The 25,054-nt window shown below is 73.1% G+C and carries 23 protein-coding genes and 1 pseudogene; 3 read left to right on the forward strand and 21 right to left on the reverse strand.

Annotated elements, in window-relative coordinates; translation table 11 throughout:
- Positions 1-3 precede the first annotated feature (3 nt).
- Positions 4-1,032 carry an NAD(P)/FAD-dependent oxidoreductase gene (locus AC069K_RS09935; protein ID WP_478614121.1) on the reverse strand — a complete coding sequence of 343 codons (1,029 nt, stop codon included), beginning with the start codon at positions 1,030-1,032 and terminating at the stop codon, positions 4-6.
- On the reverse strand, positions 1,029-1,565 hold the full coding sequence (locus AC069K_RS09940; protein ID WP_478614124.1) for an isoprenylcysteine carboxyl methyltransferase family protein: 537 nt from the start codon (positions 1,563-1,565) through the stop codon (positions 1,029-1,031). Before AC069K_RS09940 ends, AC069K_RS09935 begins: the two co-directional genes overlap by 4 nt.
- Before the next feature lie 191 nt (positions 1,566-1,756).
- Here AC069K_RS09940 and AC069K_RS09945 point away from each other — a divergent pair, with 191 nt between their 5' ends.
- The gene (locus tag AC069K_RS09945) at positions 1,757-2,668 is read left to right on the forward strand and encodes a UbiA family prenyltransferase (RefSeq protein ID WP_478614127.1); all 912 of its coding nucleotides are present in this window, start codon (positions 1,757-1,759) and stop codon (positions 2,666-2,668) included.
- A 91-nt stretch (positions 2,669-2,759) separates the two neighbouring features.
- On the opposite strand, the gene gap is transcribed toward AC069K_RS09945, so the two are convergent.
- From gap to AC069K_RS10010, 13 genes are all read right to left on the reverse strand, one after another.
- Positions 2,760-3,758, reverse strand: a complete 999-nt coding sequence (gap, locus tag AC069K_RS09950; RefSeq protein ID WP_478614130.1) for a type I glyceraldehyde-3-phosphate dehydrogenase — start codon at positions 3,756-3,758, stop codon at positions 2,760-2,762.
- Positions 3,759-3,897: 139 nt separating this feature from the next.
- Entirely contained in the window at positions 3,898-4,857 is a 960-nt protein-coding gene (locus AC069K_RS09955; RefSeq protein ID WP_478614133.1) for a GlxA family transcriptional regulator, read from the reverse strand.
- 198 nt (positions 4,858-5,055) lie between these two features.
- Complete coding sequence (locus AC069K_RS09960) at positions 5,056-5,865, reverse strand: SDR family oxidoreductase (RefSeq protein ID WP_478614135.1); 810 nt, start codon at positions 5,863-5,865, stop codon at positions 5,056-5,058.
- A gap of 178 nt (positions 5,866-6,043) precedes the next feature.
- Positions 6,044-6,466, reverse strand: a complete 423-nt coding sequence (locus AC069K_RS09965) for a DUF6003 family protein (protein ID WP_358837491.1) — start codon at positions 6,464-6,466, stop codon at positions 6,044-6,046.
- An 83-nt stretch (positions 6,467-6,549) separates the two neighbouring features.
- Positions 6,550-8,004 carry a serine/threonine-protein kinase gene (locus tag AC069K_RS09970; RefSeq protein ID WP_478614138.1) on the reverse strand — a complete coding sequence of 485 codons (1,455 nt, stop codon included), beginning with the start codon at positions 8,002-8,004 and terminating at the stop codon, positions 6,550-6,552.
- Positions 8,005-8,013: 9 nt separating this feature from the next.
- Positions 8,014-8,793: an FHA domain-containing protein gene (locus AC069K_RS09975; RefSeq protein ID WP_478614141.1), complete on the reverse strand. Its 780-nt coding sequence runs from the start codon at positions 8,791-8,793 to the stop codon at positions 8,014-8,016.
- Positions 8,794-8,954: 161 nt separating this feature from the next.
- Positions 8,955-10,964 carry a DUF8189 domain-containing protein gene (locus tag AC069K_RS09980; RefSeq protein ID WP_478614144.1) on the reverse strand — a complete coding sequence of 670 codons (2,010 nt, stop codon included), beginning with the start codon at positions 10,962-10,964 and terminating at the stop codon, positions 8,955-8,957.
- 30 nt (positions 10,965-10,994) lie between these two features.
- Complete coding sequence (locus AC069K_RS09985) at positions 10,995-12,461, reverse strand: DUF8189 domain-containing protein (protein WP_478614147.1); 1,467 nt, start codon at positions 12,459-12,461, stop codon at positions 10,995-10,997.
- A gap of 11 nt (positions 12,462-12,472) precedes the next feature.
- Entirely contained in the window at positions 12,473-14,017 is a 1,545-nt protein-coding gene (locus AC069K_RS09990; RefSeq protein ID WP_478614150.1) for a DUF8189 domain-containing protein, read from the reverse strand.
- Positions 14,018-14,031: 14 nt separating this feature from the next.
- Positions 14,032-14,958 (reverse strand): alpha/beta hydrolase, encoded by a 927-nt coding sequence (locus AC069K_RS09995; RefSeq protein ID WP_478614452.1) that lies wholly within the window; start codon positions 14,956-14,958, stop codon positions 14,032-14,034.
- A gap of 240 nt (positions 14,959-15,198) precedes the next feature.
- Positions 15,199-15,537, reverse strand: a complete 339-nt coding sequence (locus tag AC069K_RS10000) for a DUF4288 domain-containing protein (RefSeq protein WP_365101982.1) — start codon at positions 15,535-15,537, stop codon at positions 15,199-15,201.
- A gap of 7 nt (positions 15,538-15,544) precedes the next feature.
- Positions 15,545-15,886, reverse strand: a complete 342-nt coding sequence (locus AC069K_RS10005) for a hypothetical protein (RefSeq protein WP_478614155.1) — start codon at positions 15,884-15,886, stop codon at positions 15,545-15,547.
- Positions 15,880-16,365 (reverse strand): hypothetical protein, encoded by a 486-nt coding sequence (locus AC069K_RS10010; protein WP_365101977.1) that lies wholly within the window; start codon positions 16,363-16,365, stop codon positions 15,880-15,882. The genes AC069K_RS10005 and AC069K_RS10010 overlap by 7 nt, the downstream gene beginning before the upstream one ends.
- 208 nt (positions 16,366-16,573) lie before the next feature.
- Between AC069K_RS10010 and AC069K_RS10015 the strand changes: the two genes are divergently transcribed.
- Positions 16,574-16,897, forward strand: coding sequence for a 4a-hydroxytetrahydrobiopterin dehydratase (locus AC069K_RS10015; RefSeq protein WP_358834997.1), 324 nt, complete (start codon positions 16,574-16,576; stop codon positions 16,895-16,897).
- 48 nt (positions 16,898-16,945) lie between these two features.
- Here AC069K_RS10015 and AC069K_RS10020 read toward each other — a convergent pair whose 3' ends face one another.
- The 3 genes from AC069K_RS10020 to AC069K_RS10030 all read right to left on the reverse strand — a co-directional run bounded on the left by AC069K_RS10020 (position 16,946) and on the right by AC069K_RS10030 (position 21,136).
- Positions 16,946-20,041 (reverse strand): tetratricopeptide repeat protein, encoded by a 3,096-nt coding sequence (locus AC069K_RS10020; protein WP_478614158.1) that lies wholly within the window; start codon positions 20,039-20,041, stop codon positions 16,946-16,948.
- A complete protein-coding gene (locus AC069K_RS10025; protein ID WP_365101969.1) occupies positions 20,038-20,334 on the reverse strand; it encodes a trypco2 family protein in 297 nt (98 codons plus the stop codon). Before AC069K_RS10025 ends, AC069K_RS10020 begins: the two co-directional genes overlap by 4 nt.
- A gap of 325 nt (positions 20,335-20,659) precedes the next feature.
- The gene (locus tag AC069K_RS10030) at positions 20,660-21,136 is read right to left on the reverse strand and encodes an ATP-binding protein (protein ID WP_365101967.1); all 477 of its coding nucleotides are present in this window, start codon (positions 21,134-21,136) and stop codon (positions 20,660-20,662) included.
- 269 nt (positions 21,137-21,405) lie between these two features.
- Between AC069K_RS10030 and AC069K_RS10035 the strand changes: the two genes are divergently transcribed.
- On the forward strand, positions 21,406-22,152 hold the full coding sequence (locus tag AC069K_RS10035; protein ID WP_478614162.1) for a ZIP family metal transporter: 747 nt from the start codon (positions 21,406-21,408) through the stop codon (positions 22,150-22,152).
- 112 nt (positions 22,153-22,264) lie between these two features.
- Here AC069K_RS10035 and AC069K_RS10040 read toward each other — a convergent pair whose 3' ends face one another.
- The 3 genes and pseudogenes from AC069K_RS10040 to AC069K_RS10050 form a co-directional block, all read right to left on the reverse strand.
- Positions 22,265-22,651: a VOC family protein gene (locus AC069K_RS10040; protein WP_478614165.1), complete on the reverse strand. Its 387-nt coding sequence runs from the start codon at positions 22,649-22,651 to the stop codon at positions 22,265-22,267.
- A gap of 161 nt (positions 22,652-22,812) precedes the next feature.
- Entirely contained in the window at positions 22,813-23,466 is a 654-nt protein-coding gene (locus AC069K_RS10045) for a lipoprotein (RefSeq protein WP_478614167.1), read from the reverse strand.
- Positions 23,467-23,620: 154 nt separating this feature from the next.
- A pseudogene (locus tag AC069K_RS10050) lies at positions 23,621-24,973 on the reverse strand (PEP-utilizing enzyme); the annotation flags it as partial.
- Positions 24,974-25,054: the final 81 nt, after the last annotated feature.

The following is a 25,054-nucleotide window of genomic DNA, read 5'->3' on the forward strand; positions in this document are numbered from 1 at the left end:
CGGTCAGGCGAGCAGGCGTACGGCGCTCCGGAAGAGCCGGGGGAACCGGGCGGCCGCCGGGGTGACCAGAGGCGCCAGACGGGGCTGGTTCCGGACCCACAGGAGGGAGTGGGTCAGGAGGCGGTAGCTGCGGGACAGGCGGCTCCAGGCCTGTTCGTACGCCTGCGGGCGGCCCTCGCGCAGGCAGCGTACGAGGGCGTCCGCCGCCGTCAGCGCCAGCGTCAGCCCCTCGCCCGTCAACGCGTCGACGTACCCCGCGGCGTCCCCCACGAACAGCACACGGCCCGCCACCCGGGAACGGGCCCGCTGACGCAGCGGCCCGGCGCCCCTGACCGCTGTCCTGTCGGCGGTGAGGAGGCGCTCGGCCAGGAGGGGGAAGTGGGCCAGCTGCTCGTCGTAGGGCAGTTGGCGCGAGGTGAGGATGGCGACGCCGACCTGCCGGGGGCCGAGCGGGGTGACGTAGGCCTCGCAGTCGGCGGACCAGTACACCTCGACCACATCGGCCCACGGCTCGACGGTGTAGTGGCGCCGCAGACCGTACCGGAGGGTGCCCCGCCGGGTGGGCGGGCGGACGGTCAAGCCGAGCGCCCGGCGGGTGGGGGAGTGCAGTCCGTCGGCCGCCACGAGGTAGCGGGCGGTGATGCCGTCGGCCGTCACATACGTGTCGGACTGGGTCACCCGGCGGACGCGGTGCGGGATGACGGGAACGCCGAGTTCGGCGGCCCGGGCGCTGAGCGCCTCGTGCAGTACGGTCCGGCGGATGCCGAGTCCGGGGCTTGAGGGGAACCGCGCCTCGGCGTGCCGGCCGCCGGTGGCGTCGAGGTAGCGGATGCCGTGGAGGGGCCTGCCGGACGCAGGCACGCCGAGGGTGTGCAGGGCGTCCACGCCTGAGGGCATCAATCCCTCGCCGCACGCCTTGTCGACGGGAGAGGGACGCGGCTCGGCCACCACGACGTCGAAGCCGCGTCGCACGGCGTGGATGGCGGCGGCGAGCCCCGCCGGGCCGCCGCCGACGATGAGGAGGTCGATCACGACGCGGCACCGGGGCCGGGCAGAGCGCGCGACGGCGCCAGCGCGGCACTCTCACAGCGGATGCGTACGGTCAGCAGCGCGGCGTTGAGGACCGTGAAGGCCAAGGCGGTCAGCCAGGCGGTGTGCACCAAGGGCAGTGCGACGCCTTCGACGACGACGGCCACGTAGTTGGGGTGCCGCAGATACCGGTAGGGACCCGAGGAGATCAGCGCGAGACCGGGGACGATCAGGACACGGGTGTGCCAGCGGGGGCCGAGGGCGGCGATGCACCACCAGCGCAGCGCCTGCGCGGCCAGCGCGAGGGCGAGAGCGGACAGGCCGAGCCAGGGCAGGAACGGCCGGTCCGCCGCCCACGGCTCGACGAGGCAGCCGAGGAGGAACAGCGTGTGCAGCCCGACCATCACCGGATAGTGCCCGCGACCGTACTCACGGCCGCCACGGGCCAGGCTCCAGGCGCCGTTGCGGCGCGCCACGGCCAGCTCGGCGAACCGCTCGGCGACGACCAGCAGGATCAGTACGGTGTACGGCGTCACAGGAGGCTCACCAGCCCAGAAGGACGAATGCGGGGACGAGGTCTTCGGTGACCTGGTGCCGCACGGAGCGGTGCGGCGGGAAGACCGTACTCACCGCAAAGGACGCGGGTCATTGCTCCAACATAGGGACAGCACGACGCCGGTGCCCTCAACCCGGCGCCCGTGGGCGCGCCGTCGCCTAGCGTGGTGCGATGTCCTCCACCACCGATGAAGGAAACTCCCGCCTCGTCGGGCCGGCCGCGCCGGATCCTGCGGAACACTCGGTCGCCGCGGGTCTGCTGAGGGCGTGTCATCCGCTGCCGACCGCGGGGGTGACGCTCCTCGCGGCGCTGCTGGCCGCAGCGTTCGGGTCGGACTTTGCCTCCGGGGCCCTGGCGGTGGCCGCTGTCGCCGCGGGGCAGTTGTCGGTCGGCTGGTGCAACGACCGGCTGGACCTGCGGCGTGACCGGGCCGCCGCACGTCAGGACAAGCCCCTGGTCACGGGGGCCGTACGGCCGGCCACGGTGGGCACGGCGGCCTGGGCGGCCCTGCTGGTGTGCGTCGCCCTGTCGCTGGCCTGCGGGCTTCTGGCCGGGGCGGTGCATCTCGTCTGTGTCGGCGCCGCGTGGGCCTACAACCTGTGGCTCAAACGGACCGCCCTGTCCTGGCTTCCGTACGCTCTCGCCTTCGGCCTGCTCCCGGCCTTCCTGACGCTGACTCTGCCGGGCCGTCCCTGGCCACCGTTGTGGCTCACGGTCGCGGCGGCGCTCCTCGGCACCAGCGCCCACTTCGCCAACGTGCTGCCCGATATGGAGGACGACATCGAGGGCGGGGTGCGCGGGCTCCCGCAGCGGATCGGCCGCCGTGGAGCGGTGGCGGCCGCGGCGGTCCTGGCCCTGGCGTCCTGTGTGGTGCTGACGGTGGGGCCGACCGGCCGGGTGGCTCCGGTGGGAGCGGGCGCCATCGCGGTGACCCTCGCGCTCTGCCTCGTGGCGGTGGCCGGGCCGTCCGCTCTGGCACACGGCCGGGTGCCGTTCGTCGTCGTCCTGGCCATGGCCGGGCTCGACGCGGCGCTCTTGGTGCTGGCGGGAGGCGCGCCGCCCACCGGCCCGGCCTGGCCGTGACCGCGACCGGCCGTGGGGACCGCCACCGGTAACGGCGGACGGTCCGGACCGGGCGAGGGGCGCCCCGGTCCGGACCGACAACCGCCGTACGTCACGGCCTGGCGAGCAGCTCCAGTGTGTCGATCACCCGGTGGGAGAAACCCCACTCGTTGTCGTACCAGGCGACCACCTTGACGTGGCGGCCGTCCACGCGGGTGAGGGCCGAGTCGAAGATCGAGGAGGCGGGGTTGCCGGTGATGTCCGACGACACCAGCGGGTCGTCCGAGTACTCCAGCACGCCCGCCAGCGGCCCCTCGGCCGCCGCGCGGTAGGCGGCCAGCACGTCCTCGCGCGTCACGTCACGGGCGACGGTCGTGTTCAGCTCGACGATCGAACCCACCGGGACCGGCACCCGGATCGAGTCGCCCGACAGCTTGCCGTCGAGGTTGGGCAGGACATGGCCGATCGCCTTGGCCGCACCCGTGGTGGTCGGCACGATGTTGACGCCGGCGGCGCGGGCGCGGCGGGGGTCGCGGTGCGGGCCGTCCTGGAGGTTCTGCTCCTGGGTGTACGCGTGCACGGTCGTCATGAACCCGTGCTCGATCCCGGCGAGTTCGTCGAGTACCGAGGCCAGCGGGGCGAGCGCGTTCGTGGTGCAGGAGGCGTTGGAGACGATCGTGTGCGTCTCGGGGTCGTACGCGTCGGTGTTGACGCCGAACGCGAGGGTGACGTCGGCCCCGTCGGACGGCGCGCTGACCAGGACCTTCCTCGCGCCCGCGTCCAGGTGCGCCCGGGCGGCCCTGGCGGAGGTGAAGCGGCCCGTCGCCTCCAGTACGAGGTCCACGTTCAGCTCGGCCCACGGCAGGGAGGCGGGCTCGCGCTCGGCCAGCACCTTGATGCGGCGGCCGTCGACGACGAGCGTGTCCCCTTCCACGGTCACCGGGCGGCCGAGCCGGCCGGACGTCGAGTCGAAGGCGAGCAGCCGCGCGAGGGCGGCGGGCTCGGTGAGGTCGTTGACGGCGACGACCTCCAGATCACTGTCGCGTTCGAGCAGCGCGCGCAGCACGTTGCGTCCGATACGGCCGAATCCGTTGATGGCGATACGAGTCATGGGTAATGTCCGTCCCTTCGGTTCGCCCCCAGCCTCGCTCGGCAGGGACGGCGGTGGCAGTGGCGTGAGCGCCATGGTTCGCAAGGATCCCGCCAGCGGGCGGTGGGGTGAGCCCAGTGGGTGGCGCGAGCCGGGCGTCCTATTGCCCGCGGGTGAAAGTCCGCCGGTACTCGGTGGGCGTGGTGCCGAGCACGCGCTGGAAGTGCAGCCGCAGATTCGCGCCCGTCCCCAGTCCCACGTCCGTCGCGATCTGCTCGACGCCCCGCTCCGAACGCTCCAGCAGCTCACGCGCCCTGTCGATACGGGCGCGCATGACCCACTGCATCGGCGTGTACCCGGTGTCCTCGGCGAAGCGCCGCGAGAACGTCCGCGCCGACACCGCCGCGTGCCGGGCCAGCGCCTCCAGGGTGAGGGGTTCGTCCAGGTGGTGCAGCGCCCACTCCCGGGTGGCGGCGAACCGCTCGCCCAGCGGCTCGGGCACACTGCGCGGCACGTACTGCGCCTGCCCGCCGCTGCGGTACGGGGCCGCGACCAGGCGCCGGGCCGCGTGGTTGGACGCGGCCACACCGAGGTCGCCGCGCAGGATGTGCAGGCACAGGTCGATCCCGGAGGCGGCACCCGCCGAGGTGAGCACCCTGCCCTCGTCCACGAACAGCACGTTCTCGTCGACCCGTACCCGTGGGTGCTTCTCGGCGAGGGCCCGGGTGTAGTGCCAGTGCGTGGTGGCGCGCCTGCCGTCGAGCAGTCCGGTGGCGGCGAGCGCGAAGGCACCCGTGGAGATCGCGGCGAGCCGCGCGCCCCGGCTGTGGGCGGCGACCAGCGCGTCGAGGACGTCCCGCGGCGGATCCGCACGGCCCGGGAACCGGTAGCCGGGGACGAAGACGAGATCGGCCCAGGCGAGCGCGTCGAGGCCGTGGGCGACGGAGTAGGACAGCCCGTCGCCGCCGGTCACGAGTCCGGGCGCGGCCCCGCACACCCGCACTTCGTACGGCATGCTGGCGCGGGTCGTGAACACCTGCGCGGGAATGCCGACATCGAGCGGCTTGGCGCCTTCGAGCACGAGGACGGCGACGCGCCGCAGCGGGGAGGAGGGTGGCACGGGACAAGCGTACGAGGGTGGTTGCCGTCGGCCGTCCCTCGCGTCCCTCGGCGCGACGCCCGCGCGCGGATGGCCGAAAGGGCTTGCGGGGGCGCGTGGAAGCGCGGGATGTCCCGGCGCCGGGTACGGGAGCGCGCGGTGCGCACCCCGAGCCCCTCTCGCGTGCACCTCGCGCCCCCTGACGCACGGTCGGGCCGCTCAGGGGCGGCGACAGTCGTCGCCGGTGAGGTGGGAGCCGGCCATCGGGCCCATCCGGAGCATGCCGCCGTCGACGCTGTAGGACGCGCCGGTGACGTACGAGGCGTCGGGCCCGGCGAGGAAGGCGATGACGGCGGCGACCTCACGGGCGTCGCCGGGGCGGCCGAGCGGAACGCCGGGGCGGTGCGTGGCGTGCACGTCCGCGTCCTCCTGGCCGGTCATCGGGGTGGCGATCTCGCCCGGGGCGACCGCGTTCACCGTGATGCCGTGCTCGGCCAGTTCGAGGGCCATGGTCTGGGTGAGCAGCCCCAGGCCGCCCTTGGCCGCGCAGTAGGGGGCGGCCCCCACCCGTGGCTGGTGCTCGTGCACCGAGGTCACGTTGATGATCCGGCCCCCGTCACCCTGCTCAATCATCCGCCGGGCGGCCTTCTGCCCGCACAGGAACGGGCCCACCAGGTCCACGTCCAGGACGCGGCGCAGGTCGTGTTCGCTGAGGTCGAGGAACGGCGTGGCCGTGCCCGTACCGGCGTTGTTCACCAGGACGTCCAGGCGGCCGAGTTGCGCGCACAGGTCGTCCATCGTGTCGAGGGCGTCCGGCAGCCGGGTGAGGTCCATGCGTCCCACCACCGCCCGGCGGCCGGTGGCGCGGACCTCGTCGGCGGTCTCCTGGGCGCCCGTCTCGTCGCTGTGCCAGGTGATGGCGACGTCGAGGCCCGCCTCCGCCAGACGGACGGCGGTGGCGCGGCCGATCCCGGAGTCGGATCCGGTGACCAGGGCGGCCTTGGGCGCGGGCGAGGTGGGGGCGGGCATGCGGATCTCCTCGTGGTCGTGCTGCGGCCTCACTTCTCACGTGACGCAACGCTGTACCCGGCAGGCATACGGGGCAAACGCGGCACCCCGCCCAAGGGCGAGGCCGAGGCCGTCCCACCTCGGCGCGGCGCCCCGGGCGGCGTACCGCACCGGCCGGGGCGAAGCGCTTTCTGGAGACTCACACGGTCAGATGCGCGATGTCCCGCGGGTCGAGGCCGGTCAGCTGCGCGATGCGCGAAGCCGGTACGCCCGCCGTCAGGGCCCGGTGGACGAGTGCCTCCCAGTCCTCGGTCGTCTCGCGGAACTCCAGCAGCTCGGTCTCCAGTTCCGTCACGGACTGGGGCGCGCACTCCTGCTGGACCCGTACGGTCTCCTCCTCGCTCAGCGGAACCGGCAGGCGTTCGGCCTCCTCCGGGATGAACGCCTCCGACCCGGCCGGCAGGATCCGGACGTGCTCGGAGGAGGCGGAGACCCCGTGGGCCTGCAGCCAGCCGTGGACGGCCGGCGTCTGTGAGCATTCGAGCTCTCCGACGGCGGCCAGGGCGGCCCCCAGCCGGGGGTGACGCTCGGGAAGGAGGAAGAGGTAGGCGTCGTCGGCCATCGCGGGCAATCGCTTTCTCTAACGGACACAACCTCGCACGATGCTAACGCCCCACGGTGTCCGCCTCTTTGCCGCCATGGTGTTCACCGGGTGGGCGCGGCGCAGTGGGGGAGAGAGGGGCGGTCCTTCGTACGGACGGCGGGCAGCCATGCGGTCGCGGGCCGCGCCGCGGCGGTCCCGGTCCCCGGCAGGCGGACCCGGAACCAGAGGGTGGAGGTCAGGTCCTCCTCGTCGATGACCGGCAGCCCCTGCGGCAACTGGCATTCCGCGTCCAGGACGTCGCCGTGCCACACCCGCGTGGGCACGACGTTGTCGGCGGTGTAGGGGCGCAGCGGGTCGATCGCGAGACCGAGGCTGCACTGGCGTTCGCGGTCCCCGCGGTCCTGGCAGCCCCGCTCGGCGTTGAACACCCGTATGCGGGCGGGCCCTTGGTCGGAATCGCCGCCGCCCGCCGCGTACGCCCAGAGTGCGGCGCCCGCCGCCGCGCAGCCGGTGACGGCGAGCAGGACGGTCCGGCGCAGACGGCGCCGGACGCGGGACCGGCGGGGGAGTGCGACGCGGGAGGGTCGGGTGCCGTCCTCGACGGTATGGGCGCGGATGCGTTCGAGGAGGCTTTCGGCGGTGTGCGGAGCGCGGTCCGCGTGGGTGGGGGCCAGGCAGTCGGCGGCGAGGTCCCGCCAGAACTCCGGGAGTGCGCCGTCCATCCGTAACGCCGCGCGGCCCTCAGCGTACTCCTGTACGGCCGCGCCGCGCGCGGTCGGTGTGGCGCCGGGGAAGGGGTAGGCGCCCTGGGCGAACACCTCGTGGATGATGATGCCGAGCGCCCAGATGTCGGCGCTGGGACGCATCTGGATGCCGCGCTCCGCGAGCGGTTCGCGCCACCGCTCGGGCGGCAGGTAGTCCAGGGTGCCCATCGGGGCCGTCCAGCCGTGGGTACCGGTGAGCTCGATGGCGAACCCGAAGTCCGACAGGCGCACTTCGCCGTCCCGGCCGATGAGGATGTTCTCGGGCTTGAGGTCGGCGTGCACCCAGCCGCCGCGGTGCATCTGTTCCAGTCCCTCGCAGATGCCCGTGACGAGCCGGGCGCCCTCGGCCTCGGTGACCGGGGCGGCGAGCAGTTCGCGCAGGCTGCACCGGGCCCGCTCCATGACGAGGACGATCGCCCCGTCGAGGGACGGCCGGTCGGGCGCGCTGAGGACCACGGAGTCCAGGAGCCGCACGAGCCGGGGACGGCCCGCCTCCCGGCCCAGTTCCAGTTCCCGTCGGGCGGCCTCGGCCACGCTGCGCGCCTGGCGGGGCGCGAGTCCGGCGGTCGGCATGACCTTGAGGGCGACCTCCTGGTCCGCCGGCTCGCCCGTGTCCTGTTCCCCGCCGTTCCCGGCGCGGGTACCGGGCCCGTCCGCGGCCCGCCCGGCATAGACCGTGGCCCAGGCGCCCGCACCGATGGGCTCGCCGACGATCCAGGAGCCGATCCGGTGGCCCGCCGGCAGGAGTTCCGGCTCACCGCTGTCCGCCGGAAGCGCCCTGCTCCGCACCATCACCGCGTCCTACCGTCCGCGCTCGGCCGGCTCGGTGCGCGGGGGTAACAGGGCGAGGTGCTCCTCCCGTACGATCCCGAACTTCAGGGCGAGGGCGACGACGGCCTCGCGCTTGCCGTTGCGGCGGCCCGCGCGGTCGGCGCCCTCGGGGGCCGTGGCCGCGGCGATGCGCAGCTTCTCGTCGGCGAGGTAGTCGATGTGCGAACTGACCGCGCGGGCCGTCAGACCCGCGCCGGGCCCGTGACCGGCGAGCCGTTCGACGACCTGCGGGGTGGTCGGCACGGCCACCGGTGACCGGTCGCGCAGCCAGGGCTCGCAGAGCGCGACGAGCACCAGGAAGTACGTGGCGCTCTCGTCCAGGGAGTACGCGGTGAGTGTCCGGCTCTCCCAGGAGCCGCCGCCGAGCGCGTGCGGGTCCAGATAGACGTGGTCGGGCGCGAACACCTGGAAGGATAGCGGGGTTTCACGGCGGGAGGGCAGGACCACCCGGGCGAACTCGAAGGGGATGGGAGCCCCGACGCGGCGCGGGGGCACGCGCAGGTACTCGCCCGCACCTTCCGGGTTCTCCACCAGATAGCCGTGGGTGGCGCTGAGGTTGCTCAGCTGCCAGTGGTCGTCCGTCGCCCGGATCTCCCCCGCGAGGCGGGACACCGACTCGTCGGCGAGGCGGAGTTCGACGGGTGTACGGGACGAACCGCGCCCGAAGCGGACGCGCTCCCCGGGGCCGAGGCGCAGGGTCACCGCGTCGTCGCCGCCCGCCTCCGGCAGATGGATGACTATCCCGCTCACCGCTCCCCCGTCCCGCGTGCCGACCGTCCCCGTTGTCCGACACAGGGAACGTTACCGCCTGTCCACGGCGTTTCACCGCGTGGCTTGCGCCACTTCGGGGCGCGTCCGTCACGGGCCGGAACGATCAGGGGGGTGATAGGGGGAGGGGGTCCCGGACGAGGTCAGGGGGCGATGAGGCGGGTGCCGAAGGCGGTCCAGGGACGCCAGCCGCCGCTCGGCCGCTCCTGGACGCGGGTGCGCATCCGGCCGTCCTCGGTGACCGCGAACAGGTGCAGCCGGCCGGTCTGGTCGGCCGCCGCGGACGGGGTGGCGGCGAGCGCGAGCCCGGCCTCGGCGATGTCCTCGCCCGTGGCCCAGGCGCCGCCGGGGGAGAGCTGCCAGCGGTGGGTGAGCCGCTCGCCGCCGGGGGCGAGGGCGAGGCATTCGAGACGACCGTCGGCGCCGGGGACGAGCAGCGGGCCCGCGGCCGACCAGCCGGACAGCGCCTGCCAGTCGTCCCAGCCGCCGCTGGGGACCGACTGGCGCCGCTGGAAGGCCGCCACGCCGGACGGGGCGATCGCGGCGACGGTCATCCTGCCGCTCCCGTCGCTGCCCACCCGCGGGGCCGCGCCGGCCGCCGTGCCGAAGCGGTCCCACGGGGACCAGGCGCCGCCCGGTGTCCGCTGCCAGCGGTGCAGGATCGCCGTGCCGCCGCGCGTGAGCGCGAAGACCTCCAGGCGTCCGTCGGCGTTGACGCCGACGACGGGCGGCGCTCCGACGGGCCCGCCGAACCCCGCGTCCCACGGATCCCAGGTCCGGGCGCCCGGCGACGTCTGGCGGCGGCGGGCGATCAGGGCGCCGCCCGGGCCCGGGGCGAAGACCTCCAGCCTGCCGTCGGCGCCGGGGGCCACGGCGGGCGCGGCTCCGGCCGGCCCGCCGAACTCCTCCCACTCCTCCCAGTCGCCGTCCGAGCGCTGCACCCTGTGGTGCAGGTTGGCGCCGCCCGGGGCGAGCGAGAACACCTCGAGGCGGCCGTCGGTGTTCCGGCCGAGTGTGGGCACCGCCCCGGCCGGCCCGCCGAACGGCTCCCATGCCGACCAGCTGTCGGCCTCCGGGTCGAGCTGGACGCGTCGCAGCATCGAGCGGTCGGCCGCGTCGAGGGCGAACACCGTCAGACGGCCGCGCACGTCGAGCGCGGCGACCGGATTGTCCGGGCTCGACCACACCGGCGGGGTGTCCTGCCAGGCCAGCGGCGCGACGCGCAGTCCGTGGCGGAACCAGCCCGCGGCACTCGCGTACCAGTCCCGCCCGTCGGTGACCGGTTCGACGGCGTGGCCGGGGACGTGGCCCGCGTATCCGTCGAGGGTGAAGCGCGCGGGGTCACGGGAGGCGAGCACGTCGGTTCCCTCGTAACCGCCGCGCGGCCCGATGAACAGGTAGAACCAGCCGTCGCGTTCGACGACGTACGGCGATTCGGTGACCGACACGCCCTGGGCGGCGGTGGTGTCGTCGGTGAACGCGGCGGCCGGCGCGCTCCAGTGCAGCAGGTCGGCCGAACGGCGCAGGCAGACGAGGTGGTGGCCGTCGGCGGAGAGTTCGGTGTAGTACATGACCCAGTCGCCGCCGATCCGCACCACCATGGGGTCGCGGGCCGCCCGCCCCCGGAACAGCGGTCCCGACGGCACGCGGGTCCAGCTGAACAGGTCGGTGGAGGTGGCCAGGTTGATGGCGGCGCCGGCGCTGCCGCCCGCGGCGTAGAACATCCAGTAGGTGCCCGCGGCCTCGATGACGTGCGGTGCCCACAGGTGCTGTTCGCCGTAGTAGCCGGGATCGACGGTCAGGGCGTCGGGGTGGCTGGTCCACGGGCCGTGGAGTTCGGGCGCGGAGGCATGGGCGAAGGCGGTCTCGGCGCCGCTGTCCGGGGCCTCGCCGGGCGCCACGCCGTCGCCGACTATGGCGAACAGGTGCCAGCGGCCGTCCCTCCGGATCAGGGTGTGGTCGTTGAGGTAGCGGCGCCGGCCGGGTGTGGACGGGTCGTGGACGGGGACGAAGCGGCCGGCGTCGATCCACTGGTGGGGCGGGACGTCGGCGGGGACGGCGGAGGCGGAGGCGGTGGCACGGTCCGCGAGCGGGAGCACGAGGGCTCCCGCTCCGGCCGTACGCAGCACGCCCCGCCTGCTGATCGGATACATGGCTCTACTCCGAAGGGACCGTTCGGGCGGTCAGTTGACGGCGGGGCCGGGACCGGTGTTGAGCCAGGCCCACTCGGACCAGGTCGACACACCGGTCTGCCACTTGTGGTGGACGCCGGCACGGCTTGTTCCGAACACCTCGATGCGGCCGTCGGCGTTGGTGGCCGCGGTGACTTCCGTACCGCCGCCGCCGAACGTGTCCCACTGGCCGTACGGGGCGTTCACCCCGGTCTGCCACAGGTGCTGGGCGACGCTGCCGTTGATGGCGAAGACCTCCACCCGGCCGTCGGGTGAGCGTTCGCTGCTGATCTGGGAGTCGGCGGGGCCGCCGGTGGACTCCCACCCCGACCAGCCGGTCCGGTCGGTCTGGTACTTGTGGAACACTCCGGCGGGTCCGGAGGCGAAGACCTCCAGGCGTCCGTCCTGGTTGTGGTCCACGGTCAGGTCACGGCCGCCGCCGCCGAAGTCCTCCCAGCCGGACCAGCCGCCGCTGACGGCCGTCTGGTACTGGTGCTGGAACACGTCCCCGTTGATCGCGAAGACTTCCAGGCGCCCGTCGGAGGACTTCTCCATCTCGATCCTGCTGTTGGCCGGGCCGCCTCCCGCGGACTCCCACTCCGACCAGCCGCTGTTCGGGGCGTTCTGGTACTTGTGGAACACCCCGGCCGGCCCGGACGCGAAGACCTCCAGGCGTCCGTCGCCGTTGGCGCCGACGGCGATGTCGCGGCCGCCGCCCCCGAAGGTCTCCCAGCCGGACCAGCCGCCCGAGGGCGAGAGCTGGTAGCGGTGCTGGAAGACGTCACCGTTGATCGCGAACATCTCCAGCCGGCCGTCGGCGTTCGACCCGATGGCCAGTTCCGCGCCACCGGGCCCGCCCAGCGGCTCCCAGTCGGACCAGGCGCCGTTGACGCCCTTCTGCCAGGCGTGGTGGACGCCGTCGGCTCCGGCCGCGAAGACCTCAAGGCGGCCGTCCGCCGAGCGGGCCGACACCACACGCCCCGACTCCGCCGGATACACCAGCGGGCTCGGCCCGGGCTCGTGGTGGCCCAGCCGGTCCACCGCGGCCCGCGCCTCGTCCAGGTGGCGCAGATGGGCGCCCGCGTTGTAGGTGGACCACTGCCGCCAGTCGGTGCCCTCGGAGGAGATCCGGAAGGCCGCGTTGGCGTTGCACTGGGGGTCGAACGCGCAGGTGTCGTCCACCTCCCGGTGCCAGTGGTCGTTGATCTGCCACAGGCCCCGGTCGGTGGAGGGGGGCTGGTTGTTCTGGACGTTGGTCGCCGTCGGGTCGCAGCTGGATTCGGCGAGGGCGACCGCGATGGCGGTCACCAGGCTCTCGCCGCGGAAACCGGCGTTGTAGCCGACCTGGGCGCACAGATCGCTCGGCGCGGCGTACGCGGGCGAGGCGCCCACCAGGACGCCCGCCCCGAGCAGGAGCGAGGCGAAGGTCGCCAGGACGGCGCGACGGGGTGCGCGGTGAGCGCGCTGCACGGTTCTCACCTGCTGTCTCCTCAATTGACGGCGGGGCCGGGTGTGGTGTTGAGCCAGGCCCATTCGGACCAGGTCGCGAAGCCCGTCTGCCACTTGTGGTGGACGCCGGCACGGCTCGTGCCGAAGACCTCGATGCGGCCGTCCGCGTTGGCCACCGCGGTGACCTCCGTACCGCCGCCGCCGAAGGTCTCCCATGGGCTGTACGGGGCGTTCACCCCGGTCTGCCACAGGTGCTGGGCGACGCTGCCGTTGATGGCGAAGACCTCCACCCGGCCGTCGGCGGTCGGCTGGCTGGTCAGCTGCGAGTCGGCGGGACCGCCGGTCGATTCCCACCCCGACCAACTGGCCCGGTCGGTCTGGTACTTGTGGAAGACTCCGGCGGGTCCGGAGGCGAAGACCTCCAGGCGTCCGTCCTGGTTGTGGTCCACGGTCAGGTCACGGCCGCCCCCGCCGAAGTCCTCCCAGCCGGACCACCCGCCGCTGACGGCCGTCTGGTACTGGTGCTGGAAGACATCGCCGTTGAGGGCGAAGGCTTCGAGGCGCCCGTCGGGTGACTTCTCCATCTCCACGCGGCTGTTGGCGGGGCCGCCGCCGGTGTTCTCCCACTCCGACCAGCCGCTGTTCGGGGCGTTCTGGTAGCGGTGGAACACGCCCACGGGTCCGGAGGCGAAGACTTCGAGCCGTCCGTCGCCGTTGGCGCCGACGGCGATGTCGCGGCCGCCGCCGCCGAAGGTCTCCCAGCCGGACCAGGCACCCGAGGGCGAGAGCTGGTAGCGGTGCTGGAAGACGTCGCCGTTGATGGCGAAGACCTCCAGGCGGCCGTCGGCGTTCGGGCCGATGGCGAGTTCCGCGCCACCGGGTCCGCCCAGCGGCTCCCAGTCGGACCAGGCGCCGTTGACGCCTTTCTGCCAGGCGTGGTGGACGCCGTCGGATCCGGCCGCGAAGACTTCCAGGCGGCCGTCCGCCGAGCGGGCCGACACCACACGCCCCGACTCCGCCGGATACTCCAGCGGCTTGGGATGCGGGCCGGTACCGGGAGTACAGGGCATGTCGATGCCGCGTTCCGCGAGATACGGGACGGGGTCGGTCCCCACGCTCGCGCTCGGGTCCGTCCAGACCCGCAGATGCAGGTGCGGGCCGGTGGCCTCGCCCTCGCTGCCCATGAGAGCGATCTGCTGGCCGGCCACCACGTGGTCGCCCGCCTGGACGTCCCGCTCGTACATGTGGCCGTACTCGGTGATGGTGCCGTCGGGGTGCTGGACGCGGATCCACTGGCCGTAGCCCGGCTCGTACCCGGAGATCGTCACCTCTCCGTCGCCGACCGCGTAGATCGGGGTGCCGGTGGCGTTGGCGATGTCGATGCCGTTGTGGCCGGAGCTGTAGTACTGGGAGATGAAGCCGGTCGTCGGGCAGGCGGCGGCGAAGCCGGCGGCCCGGGCGGCCGGTCGCGCGCCGGTCTCGGCCGCGCCCGCGGAGGGAGCCGGGGCCAGCAGGCCGAGCAGCAGCGCCGCGACCGTCGCGAGCCCTGGGCGCGCCGCGCGCCGCGCGGATGAGGTGAGCGACATGGGACGGTCTCCTGTCACGCCTTGCGCAGGCGGTCGATGATGCCGTCGATGTCGCGCTGCATCAGGTCGTGGCGGATGAAGTGGCCGCCGGGTACCTCGTAGGACTCGTGCGGGATCCCCGCCCGGTCCAGCAGACCGCGGAACTCCCGCTGTCCGGCGAGCACCTGGGTCTCGTTGACGGTGTCGAACCAGTTGACCGGGTCCGGGCTGGTGCCGGCGACGAGGAACACCCGCTTGTTGCGGTAGCTCTCGATCCGCTGGACCGGGTTGTCGGCGCTCACCCGGGCCTCGTCCCACAGCGGGGCGCCGTAGATGGTGCCGCCGCCCAGGTCGAGGACGGCGGCGGAGGCGTTGGCCCAGTGCACGACGAGGCCGCCGTCACGGCGCAGACTGGCGGGTCCGGAGTGGGCGCTGACGGACGCGAAGTGGCCGTAGTACTTGGCGGCGTACTTCAGCGCGCCGAAGCCGCCCATGGAGAACCCGGCCACGGCCCGGCCGTCGTACTCGGCGAACGTACGGAAGTTGGCCTCGACCCAGGGAAGCAGCTGGTCGATGTGGAAGTGCTCCCAGTTGCGGGGGCCGACGTTGGAGCTGACGGGGTTGGAGTACCAGCCGGCGTGGCCGCCGTCGGGCATGACGACGATGATCGGCTTCCCGGCGGTCCACTGGCGGATGCCCTCGCGGTCGAAGGTGATGAAGTCCTGGTCCGTTCCGCCGCCGTGGAAGAGGTAGAGGACCGGGTAGGTACGGCCGCTCCCGTGGTAGTCGTCGGGCAGCAGCACGTTGACAGCCGGGTTCCAGCCGATCGCCTCGGTCTGGAAGCGGTAGTACCACATCCTCGGGTCGCTCTCGTTGCGGTCCACGATGTGCAGCCCGAAGCCGTCGTCGGCCGCGGCGGCCGTCGTGGCCGACGCGAGCACGCCTCCGGCGCCGAGGGCCATGGCGGCGGTGATCCCGCCGGCGGACTTGAGGATGCTCCTGCGGGTGGGGTGGTGCGCGGTCAACGGGACCTCCTGGGGGAAGCGCGGCGGCGGTGGGGACCGACCGCTGTGTGACAGGCGCTTCGGAGGGTAGTGACGCGCACCGCGCGCGGAGAATCCGGAAGGTTACGGACTGACAGGAGCGGCTCGTCCGGGGTAGGGCGACAGGTCCGCGCCCGTTCGGGGCGTGTCAGCGGCGGGTCAGAGGTCTTCTCCCGACAGCAGCGGCTCGAAGGACCGGTAGGCCGCGTAGTTCCTGAAGTGCCGGGTGTAGACCTCGGAACCGTCACCGAGGCCGGTCTCCCCGACCTCGCTGACGTCCACCACGTGGAGCAGTTTCCAGGAGACGGTGTCGCCGAGCTCGTTCTCGTAGCTCGTCTCCAGGCGCCTGCCGTGGGCCAGCGCCTTGTCCCGGGCCTCGTCCTCGTCCCGCGCCCGCAGCAGGACGAAGTTCTCCTGGTAGAGCGGAGCCTGGCCGTCGGCCGTGGTCGACGCCTCGCACAGCAGGACGGCGACGTAAAGGCTCCACGCTCCGCTCATCTTCCGCCTACTTCTTGAACCGGTTGTCGTTCAACAGCTTCCAGGCAGTCTTGCAGGAGCTGTCCCGGCAGTCCTTGATGTGCCCGAGGGAGTCCCCGTAGTGCTGCCCGGGGAACACCTGCCGGATGGAGGCCTTGCGGCAGCGCGAGATGAAGTTGTTGGCGATCTCCCCGAGGTTGTCGTTGGCGGCGCAGGCGTCCGCCGCGGTGACCGGCGTACTCGTCACGGCGGTCGCCGTAGAGGGGACGCCCCCCAGCAAGGCGACCGCGACGACGGCCGCCGCGGCCACCGCCCGGGCGATTCCCCGGCGCATCCGTACCCGCACCTGCCCGCCGGCCGTTGTCAGCATCCGACCATCTTCGCGTACGCGATCCACACTTCACCCTTGTTGTTGAGGCTGACGTCGCCGCCGGTCTTGTGCAGGTAGGTGTACTTGCCCCGGTATTTGCGCAACTCGCCGAACTGCGACTCCAGCGTCATGTACGGCGAGTCGAGCTTCCAGTCCCCGGAGAACTTCGCGTACACACCGTCCGTCCCGTCCGTGCCGCTCGCCCAGCACGCCCGCCCGCCCGAGTACAGGACCAGATTGCCGTCGTACTGCATCTCCAGCCGGTAGCCCCCGTTGCGCAGGCACTGTCCGGGCAGCAGCCGGTCGTTGAACGCCGTGCCGACGCCGCGGCAGTCGGCGGCCCGGACGGCCGGGGACGCCGCGGCGGGTGCGGGAACGGCGGACACGGGCCATGCGGACGAGGTGGCCGTCGCCAGGAGACCCGCGAAGGCGAGGACACAAGTACGGGAGAGGTTCCGCATGCGGTGCCGGTGCTGCATGAAGTGCCTTTCTGTTCTCAGCGCGCTCGGGGCCCGCGTTCAGACGCGGTAGCGCACGGGGAGTGACCGTCAAGCTACTTCACGTGACCGTGCGGCACCAGTCCCGCCCGTGTACTCCCTTTGGCTGATCCTGGGCGGGCGTGGCACTATGCCCCGGTCGGCCGGGACCTCGACGGGGTGCCGGCGCCCGTGAACGAGGGGAGCGGACATGGCCGGGAGCAGGCCCGAGCCCTTGTCGGAGGCGGCGATCGAAGCCGCCCTGCGGCACGTGCCCGGCTGGCGCCGAACAGGCGAGCAGATCACCCGGACCTTCGCGATCCGCTACCACGGGGGAGTCGCGCTGATCGTCCATGTCGCGGACGTCGAGCGCCTGATCGGCCATCACGCGGACATCGATCTGCGCTGGGACTCGGTGCGGTTCACCATCACCACGCGCGACGCGGGCCACCGGCTCACCGCGGCCGACTTCAACCTCGCCGCCCGCATCGACTCCATCGCCGCCGCGCACGAGGCGGAGCCCCTCGACGACTGAGGGGTGTGCTGCGGGGACGCGGACGCCGGGCGTCGCCCCCGCAAGCCGTCACTGCTCGGTGCGCGCCTCCCCGTCGAGTGCCGTCAGCCGCTCGCGGCAGCCCGCCGCCGCGCTGTCCGCGCCGAGTTGCTCGTAGAGGGCGAGCGCCTGGGTGTACGCCGCCCGTGCCTCACCGGGGCGGGGCAGGACGCCGCCGAGGGCGCACAGGATGTCGGCGAGGCCGCGACGGGAGCCCACGCGCTCGAAGGCGGCGCGTGCCTCGTCGTAGGCGGCGCGCGCCCGGTCCGGGCGGCCGTCGGCGCGTTCGGTGTCGCCGAGCGCGCGCAGCGTGAAGCCCAGGCCGCCCGCGTTGCCCAGCTCGCGGTGGACGGCGGCGGAGCGGGACAGCGTCTCACGGGCCTGCGCGTAGTGGCCCCGCAGACGCTGCACGTCGCCGAGCCCGCGCAGCATGTCGGCCTCCCCGCGCCGGTCGCCGATGCGGCGGGACAGGTCACGGGCCCGCACGAACAGGTCGGCGGCCTCGTCGTGGCGGCCGTCGACGCGCGCCACATGACCCAGGCCCCGCAGCGCCTGTGCCTGCCCGCGCAGGTCGCCGATCTCCTCGTACGTCACCAGGGCGGCCCGGTAGCCCTCGTGCGCCTCCACGCCCCGGCCCCGGTTGCGCGCGATGTCGGCCAGGCCGCGCAGCGCCTGCGCCTCGCCCCGGCGGTCGGTGAGCGCGGAGTACAGCTCACGGGCCTGGCGGAACGCGTCGGTGGCCGTCTCGTAACGGCCCTGCGAGACGCTGACGTTGGCCAGGCCCCAGAGCGCGTCGGCACGGCCCGCCCGGTCGTCCAGCTCCTCGTAGCCGCGCAGCGCGCCGGTGAAGAGCTCGCGGGCGTCGTCGTAGCGGCTGCGGGCGCGTTCGGTCTCGGCGAGGCCCCACAGGGCGTCCGCCTGACCCCGCCGGTCGTCGAGAGCCTCGTACAACTCGTGGGCGGCCCGGTAGTTGTCCCGCGCGGCCACCAGGTCGCCGCGGGTGCGTTCCGTGTCGGCCAGGCCCCGCAGGGCGTCGGCCAGGCTGGGCCGGTCGTGGTCAGCCATGGCGGCGTCCCTCATGGTGACCCAGATCCGGGCGAGTTCGGTGGTGGCGCCGAGCCCGCCCAGGACGGAGTGCGCCAGCGCGGCAAGACGCCGGGCGTGCGGAGAACGGCGTTCCACGGCGGCCACCGTCACCGCGATCAGATTGCCGCGCTCGGCCTCCAGCCAGGCCCGTGCGGCGCCCGGCTCGCCCCTTCCGGTGACCAGCGACTCCCGCGCCGCCTCGCCCCGGCTCGCCTGGTGGGTGAAGAGCCGGTCGAGGGCCTCGTCCCAGCGCTCCTGCGGCTCCTGCGCCACCGCCAGACTCCGGGCGTACGCGAGGAACAGGTCGTGGAAGCCGAAGCGCCCCCGGCCGTGGCGCTGCAACAGATGTCTCTCCGCCAGGTCGGCCATACGACGGCGGCACTCGCGCACCGCCATCCCGGTCATCGCCGCGCACGCCTCCACCTCCAGTTCGGAACCCGGATGCATGGCCAGTACCCGCAACAGGCCCGCCTGCACCGGGTCCGCCGCCTCCAGTGCCTGCCAGGACACCGCGAACGCCGCGCCCACCCGCCGGTCGGCGTCCGGCACCTCAAGGAGCGGCGAGTCCGTCTCCCGCATGGCCAGCAGCAGTTCCTCCGGCTCCTCGAAGCGCAGCCGGGCGGCGACCGCCTGCACGGCCAGCGGCAGGAACCCGCAGGCCCGGCAGATCTCCTCCAGGGCGGGATCGGCCGCCTCCTCCCCGGCCAGTCCGGCGCCCGACACCAGCAACCGCACCGCTTCGTCGGCGGGCAGCACGTCGAGCGCGGTGAGCGTGATGCGGTCGGGGTCGTGGAGCGCGATACGGCTGGTGATCAGGACGAGACTGCTGTCGTCGCCGGGAAGCAGGCAGGACACCTGGTCGAGCGACGCCGCGTTGTCGAGCAGCAGCAGACCGCGTCTGCCGTGCAGCCAGTTCCGCCACAGCGCGGCCTTCGCGTCCAGTGTCGGCGCGTCGTCGCCACGGATGCCCGCCCAGGTCAGCAGCGCCTCCATCGCGGCCTGCGCGTCGAGCGGCGCACGGTCGGGAGTGTGGCCGTACAGGTCGAGTTCGAACTGCGCGTCGGGGAAGTCGGCGGCGAGCTGATGGGCCAGGTGCCGGGCCAGGGCGGACTTGCCGACCCCCGGCATCCCGACGATGGCATGCACCAGCTCCGGCCGCCCCGTGATGCTCCCGGCGACCAGCTCGGGCAGCCGCCGGCGCTCCACGACCCGGTCCACGATCTGGCGGGGCGGCGCCTTGAGGGTGGTGCGCACCGCCGCGGCCGGCCCCTGGGCGGAGGACAGCCGGGCCGACCCGGCCGGACGCTCCGGATCCAGCGCGCGCAACAGCGGGTCGTGGCCGGTCAGTCCCCGCACGGCGTCACGGAACCCGGGGTCCGCGAGCAGCGCCCGGACCGGAACGGCCGTCAGCCGCCGCCCCTCGTAGGGCCGGTCGCTCCAGGCGACGACACCCAGCAGCGCGCCGCTCTTGTGGACCACCGCGCTGCCGGACATGCCCGACCACTGGTCCCAGCCGGCCGGCCAGGCGGTCGACACGTCGATGGCGTAGCGGTCGCTGCGCGTGTAGGTGAGCGGGTCCAGCACGCCGCGTACCGTCTCGGTCTCCGTGCCGTCGCCCGTGCTGCGTGCCGCGGCGGCCGACATACCGGTCACGGCGACGGCGACCGGTTCGGTCCCGGTCACCTCGGCCCAGCGCGGCTCGGGAACGCCGAGGGATTCGGCGAAGCCGCCGGCGCCGACGCGCAGCAGTGCCGCGTCGAGCCCGGCGTCCCCCTGCCAGAGGACGGTGCACGGCACGGGGTCGGTGAGACGCACGGCCCCTCGCCCTCCGACGACGGCCCTGACGGTGATGTCGGGCCGGTGCCGGCCGTCGGGGAACGCCACCCCGTGGCGGGAGGTGAGGACCAGCGCGGGCGCGAGCAGCCGCCCGGACGAGAACTCCTTGCGCCCCTCGGCGTCGGCCGGGCCCGCGGTGACCGCCACGAGCCCCGGGTGCAACGGCCCCTCGCCGTCGGCGCCTTCGGTCCGCGGAGCCGTCATCGCCGGTCGGAGACGGAGGCGGGATCACCGGTCAGGGTGTCGCGCACATCGAGCTTGAGGCGCAGCCGATGGGTCGTGCCCTGCGACACCTTCGCGTCGGCGCCGAGCTTGACCACCCCCAGGCGCATGCCCCCCGACCCGCCGGCGTCCTTGCGTACCTCGACGAGGAACTCCATCTCCACCTCGGTGATACGGAATTGGAGCCGCGCGTCCTTCCCGTACTCCTGCGCCTGAGCCAGCTGCGTACGCAACTGCTCGATCGCCTCGGTGATTTCGTTGCCGTCCGTCGTCATCCCGCGCCCCCGTCGCTCACGATCACTGCGGACGCATCCTGCCGCACCGGCCCGCGAACCCGCCAGCCTGGGGTGGGCGTCCGAAGAACCTCCGAAGGACCGCCGATGAAATCAGGGCCTCGGCGTGCTCAGGTCGAGAGCGTGAGATGCGGCGGGGTGCCGGGGGATGTCGCGGGGTTCCGGTACCTGCGGGCCTGGCGTGGGCACTGCTTCGGGAGGTCCGGGGTGGGGGTCCGGGATGGGGGGACCGGCGCCCGTGTTCACCACGCGTCCGCTGCCGTCGCACGAGCGCTGTCCGCTCGTCGCGGGCGGCCTCGGCCGTGCGTCACATCACCTGGCGGCCGGCCGCGTCTCCACCCGGGTCGTCGGCCAGGACGACGGCCGTCCTGACGCGCTTGCCCACCGGTTCGCGGTGCACCTCGAAGCTGCGGCACACCGCCATGACGATCTCCAGCCCGTGCTGGCCCACCCGGGTCGGGTCCGGCGGCAGGATCAGCGGCAGCGTCGTGCTGCTGTCCCACACCGTCACCTCCACGGCGCCCTGGCTGATTTCCAGCGTCAGCAGACAGGGCCCCGGCGCGTATTTGCGGGCGTTGGTCACCAGCTCGCTCACCACCAGCTGGACCATGCCCATGGCCCGCTTCGACACCGGCAGCCCGTGCACGGTCTGCACCTCCACCAGGAAGTCCCTGGCCATGGAGCGGGCAGCCGCGATGTCCTCACTGCTCTCGAACGCGGCCGACACCGATATCGAACGTTCCACCAAGGGCTGCAAGCTCGTGCCCTGTCCAGCTCGGTTCATCCGGTCAGCCTCGCGTCCTGAAGTCGATCCCAGTACCGAGGCCGTTACCCCCGAAACACCATCGCAATCCGGCTACTTTTCGCTGCCCACCCGCCACACAACGTCATCACCGACCCGTTCCTTTCCCGGGCCCCCGCTATCCGTCCTGGACCGATCACCGCCCCCCTGGGCTCTCCGCCGAAGCGGGAGGCCGCCGGGGCGTCGGGGCGTCGGAGGCCATTTCCCGGGTAAGGGCGCCCCACGGCACAGCAGGGGTGAAGGAGGACGCGGTGGGAGCGCTGGTTGCTGGGGGATGGGGGCTGCTCGCCGGGAGCGCGCTGCTGGTCGGCGCGGCGGCGGGCTCGCTGTTCCGGGTGCCCGCCCGGTGGGTCGCTCTGGTGATGGCCTTCGGCAGCGGCGTACTGATCTCGGCGGTCTCCTACGATCTGATCGCCGAGGCCGACGACCAGGGCGGTCTCGCACCGACAGCCCTCGGCGCGCTGGTCGGCGCGGGCGTGTACTCCCTGGCGAACGTGGCGCTCGCCGCGCGGGGCGCCCGCCACCGCAAGAGGGCGGGCTCTCAGCAGCCCACCGAAGGCGAGCAGCCCGGCTCGGGCGGCGCCATCGCTCTGGGCGCGCTCCTGGACGGCGTACCCGAGTCGGTCGTCATCGGCACCAGCCTGCTGGGCGGGGGGAGCGTGGGGACGGCCACGGTCGTTGCGGTCTTCCTGAGCAACCTGCCCGAGGGTATGGCGAGCGCGGCGGGGATGAAGCAGGCGGGGCGCGGGCGCGGCTACGTCTTCGGCTTGTGGACGGCGATCGCGCTCATCTCGGGTCTGGCCGCGCTGGCCGGCTACACCCTCCTGGGCGGGGCTTCCGACACCGTGATGGCGATGATCACCGCGGTGGCCGCCGGGGCCATTCTGGCGATGATCGCGGACACGATGATCCCGGAGGCATTCGAGGACGCCCATCTGCTCGCCGGCCTCACCACGGTCCTGGGGTTCCTCGCGGCCTTCACGCTCTCGCGGTCCTGAGACCACACGAGCGGGGAGAGGAAGACACGGCGGTCACGGCGGTTCCCACGTGGTGGGCGGTTACCCGCGGCCCCTGCCCTGGTCCCAGTCAGGGCTGCCTCGATCCGCCCCCCTACGAGGTCTGCGCGATCTGGATGAGGTTGCCGCAGGTGTCGTCCAGCACCGCCAGGGTCACTGTGTCCACCTCCGTCGGCTCCTGCGTGAACCGCACCCTGAGCCCACGCAGCCGCTCGAACTCCGCCCGTACGTCCTCCACGGCGAAGGAGGCGGCGGGGATGCCGTCCCGGACCAACGCCGTCTTGTACGGCGGCACCGCGGGGTGCTCGGACGGTTCCAGCAGCAGTTCCGTCCCCTCGGGCTCCTCCGGCGAGACCACGGTCAGCCACCGGGCCGGACCCATCGGGATGTCGTGCTTCTTCACGAAGCCCAGCACGTCGGTATAGAAGCGCAGGGCCCGCTCCTGGTCGTCGACGAAGACGCTGGTGAGGTGGATCTTCATGGGTGCTCTCCGGCGCGTGAGGCGTGAGCCCTCGGGTCACGGCGTGCTCGGGCAGGTCGGTAGACCCGTCAAGCTAGGGGGTTCGGTCCCTTCGCTCGAAGAGGCGCGCCATGGAGCGCGGGCGCACGTCGTGACCGGTGGACGGCGACGAGCGCGGACCGCTACGGGGCGATGACCCGCAGGCTCTTCTTGGCCAGTTCGTAGGCGGGGAGCATTTCCTTGTGTTCGTCGGTGTCGATGCCGCCCAGGTGCAGGACCACGGCACCGCCCGGGGTCGTGACCGCCAGGGCGTGCTCCTGCTTCGACTCCTCCATGAGTTCGCTGTACGTCTCGTACACCACCTCGGTGGCGGGCAGCGAGCCCGCCTTGATCTCGGTGTACGTGGCCTTGCGCGCGTTCTTCTCGGCGCGGACGAAGGCCTCCAGGGCGGCGCGCGGGGTGCCGCCCTGGAGGTCGCTGGTCCAGGCGCGCAGGAAGCCGATGTTCCCGGCGGGCTTGGCGTCGATCTCACAGGCCATGGTGAACGGGCCCTGCTTGGCGAGGGCGTCGAACTCCGTACCGTCCAGCGTGAACGCCTTCGCCTTCCAGTTGTCGGCGGTGGTGAAGGACACGGGCAGCCGGCACGCCGATCCGGCGGCCCCCACTGTGGTGCGGCCCGCGGCCACCGGCGCGCCGGACGCCTTCTGGGATCCCGTCGAGGACGTTCCCGTGGGGGAGGCCGTGGGCTTGCCCGAGGACTCCTTCTCCCCGCCGCACCCCGTAAGCAGTGCTGCCGCCAGTGCGGTCACGGCCGCCCCGCGTATCCCATGCCGCACGACAAGTCCTTTGCTGCGTTTGCCGGAAAACGGCTGATCGGCCGCCCTGGGGAGATTAGCCGACCCCGACAGCGGCCACCGCGCGGGGACGCGGCGGCCGGCTGCCGGCATCACATCGCCCGAGAAGGCGGAGCCGGTTTCCCCCTGGGGTCGTTCACGAGAGGATCTCGACGTACCCGTCGGTTCCGTGCACGCGGATGCGCTGCCCGTCCCGGATCAGCTGGGTGGCCCGCTCCACGCCCACGACGGCGGGCAGACCGTACTCCCGCGCGATGACCGCGCCGTGGGTCATCAGACCGCCCACCTCCGTCACCAGGCCCGTGATGCCGACGAACAGGGGCGACCAACTGGGGTCCGTGTAGGACGTCACCAGGATGTCGCCCGCTTCGAGGTCGGCCCGGGCCATGTCGAGGATGACGCGGGCCCGCCCCTCGACGGTGCCGGCCGAGACGGGGAGGCCGACCAGGGCGCCGGGCGGCACGTCGTCGCGCCGGTACGCCCCGTTGAGGGTCTCGCCGTCCGAGGTCAGCACCCGGGGCGGAGTGAGCGCGTGGTACGACTGGAACGCCTCCCTGCGCACCCGGATGAGCCCGGCGTCCACCTGATGGGTGCGTACGGCGTCGTGGAACTCCTGGAACGTGAGGTAGAAGACGTCCTCCTTGTCGGAGATCACACCGGCCCGCACGAGGCGCTCGGCTTCCGCCATCAGGGCCTGCTTGTAGAGGAAGTAGCGGCTGATGATGCCGTACTTGGGGTACTCGCGGTAGCCGATGAAGGTGCGGACGCGGTCGATCATCCGCTTCGTCTCGTCGGCCTTCCGGTCCCCGTCCGGCAGGGCCCGCAGGCGGGACAGCACGTCCTGCTCCTTCTTCAGCGCCTCGTGCCGGCCGTGTTCGAAGCGCCGTGCGGCGGCGCCCGGCTCGGCGTTCCGCACGTTGTCCAGGATGACGGGCACGAGCGTGGTGGGGCGTTCGCGCCAACGCGGCCTCGTGATGTCGATCTCGCCGACGCAGCGCATCCCGTACCGGTCGAGGTAGGCCTCGATGGCGTCGCGCGCCTCGGCCCCGCCCGGCAGTTTCGCCAGCTCGTCGAGGAAGTCCTCGTCCTCGACGCCCTGGAGGAACGCCACCACCTCGGGCCGGGGGCGGATCACGTCCGCGACGTCCAACAACGCCAGGCCCATCTCCGAGGTGATGTTGCCGGGCGCGGACAGGGTGAGGGTGTCGGCCGCGTTCTTCTCGCCCAGCCACTCCCGCAGCTGGTCATTGAGCCACCAGGTGGCCTCCATCCCCGCCATGATCACCTGCATGCTCAGCCGGTCGCCGAGGACCCGCTTGTGCTCCTCGAAGGCCTCCAGCAGGAAGTCGAACAGCTCGGGTCCCGTCCTGGTGCGGATGTCGCGCCGCAGGGCCTCGATGGACGCCTCGCTGCGCTCGACCAGCTCGGTGACGAGGGCCGGATCGGTCTCGATCGGGGCGGGCGGGGCGCCGGCCGGCGGGCCACCAGGGGCCGTATCGGGGAGCGAGGGGGAAAAAATGTCGTGATCGAGTAAGAGCTCCCACGCGTTCTATGCCAGCAGACCTCCCCC

It is taken from the genome of Streptomyces sp. NPDC043908, assembly GCF_056435525.1.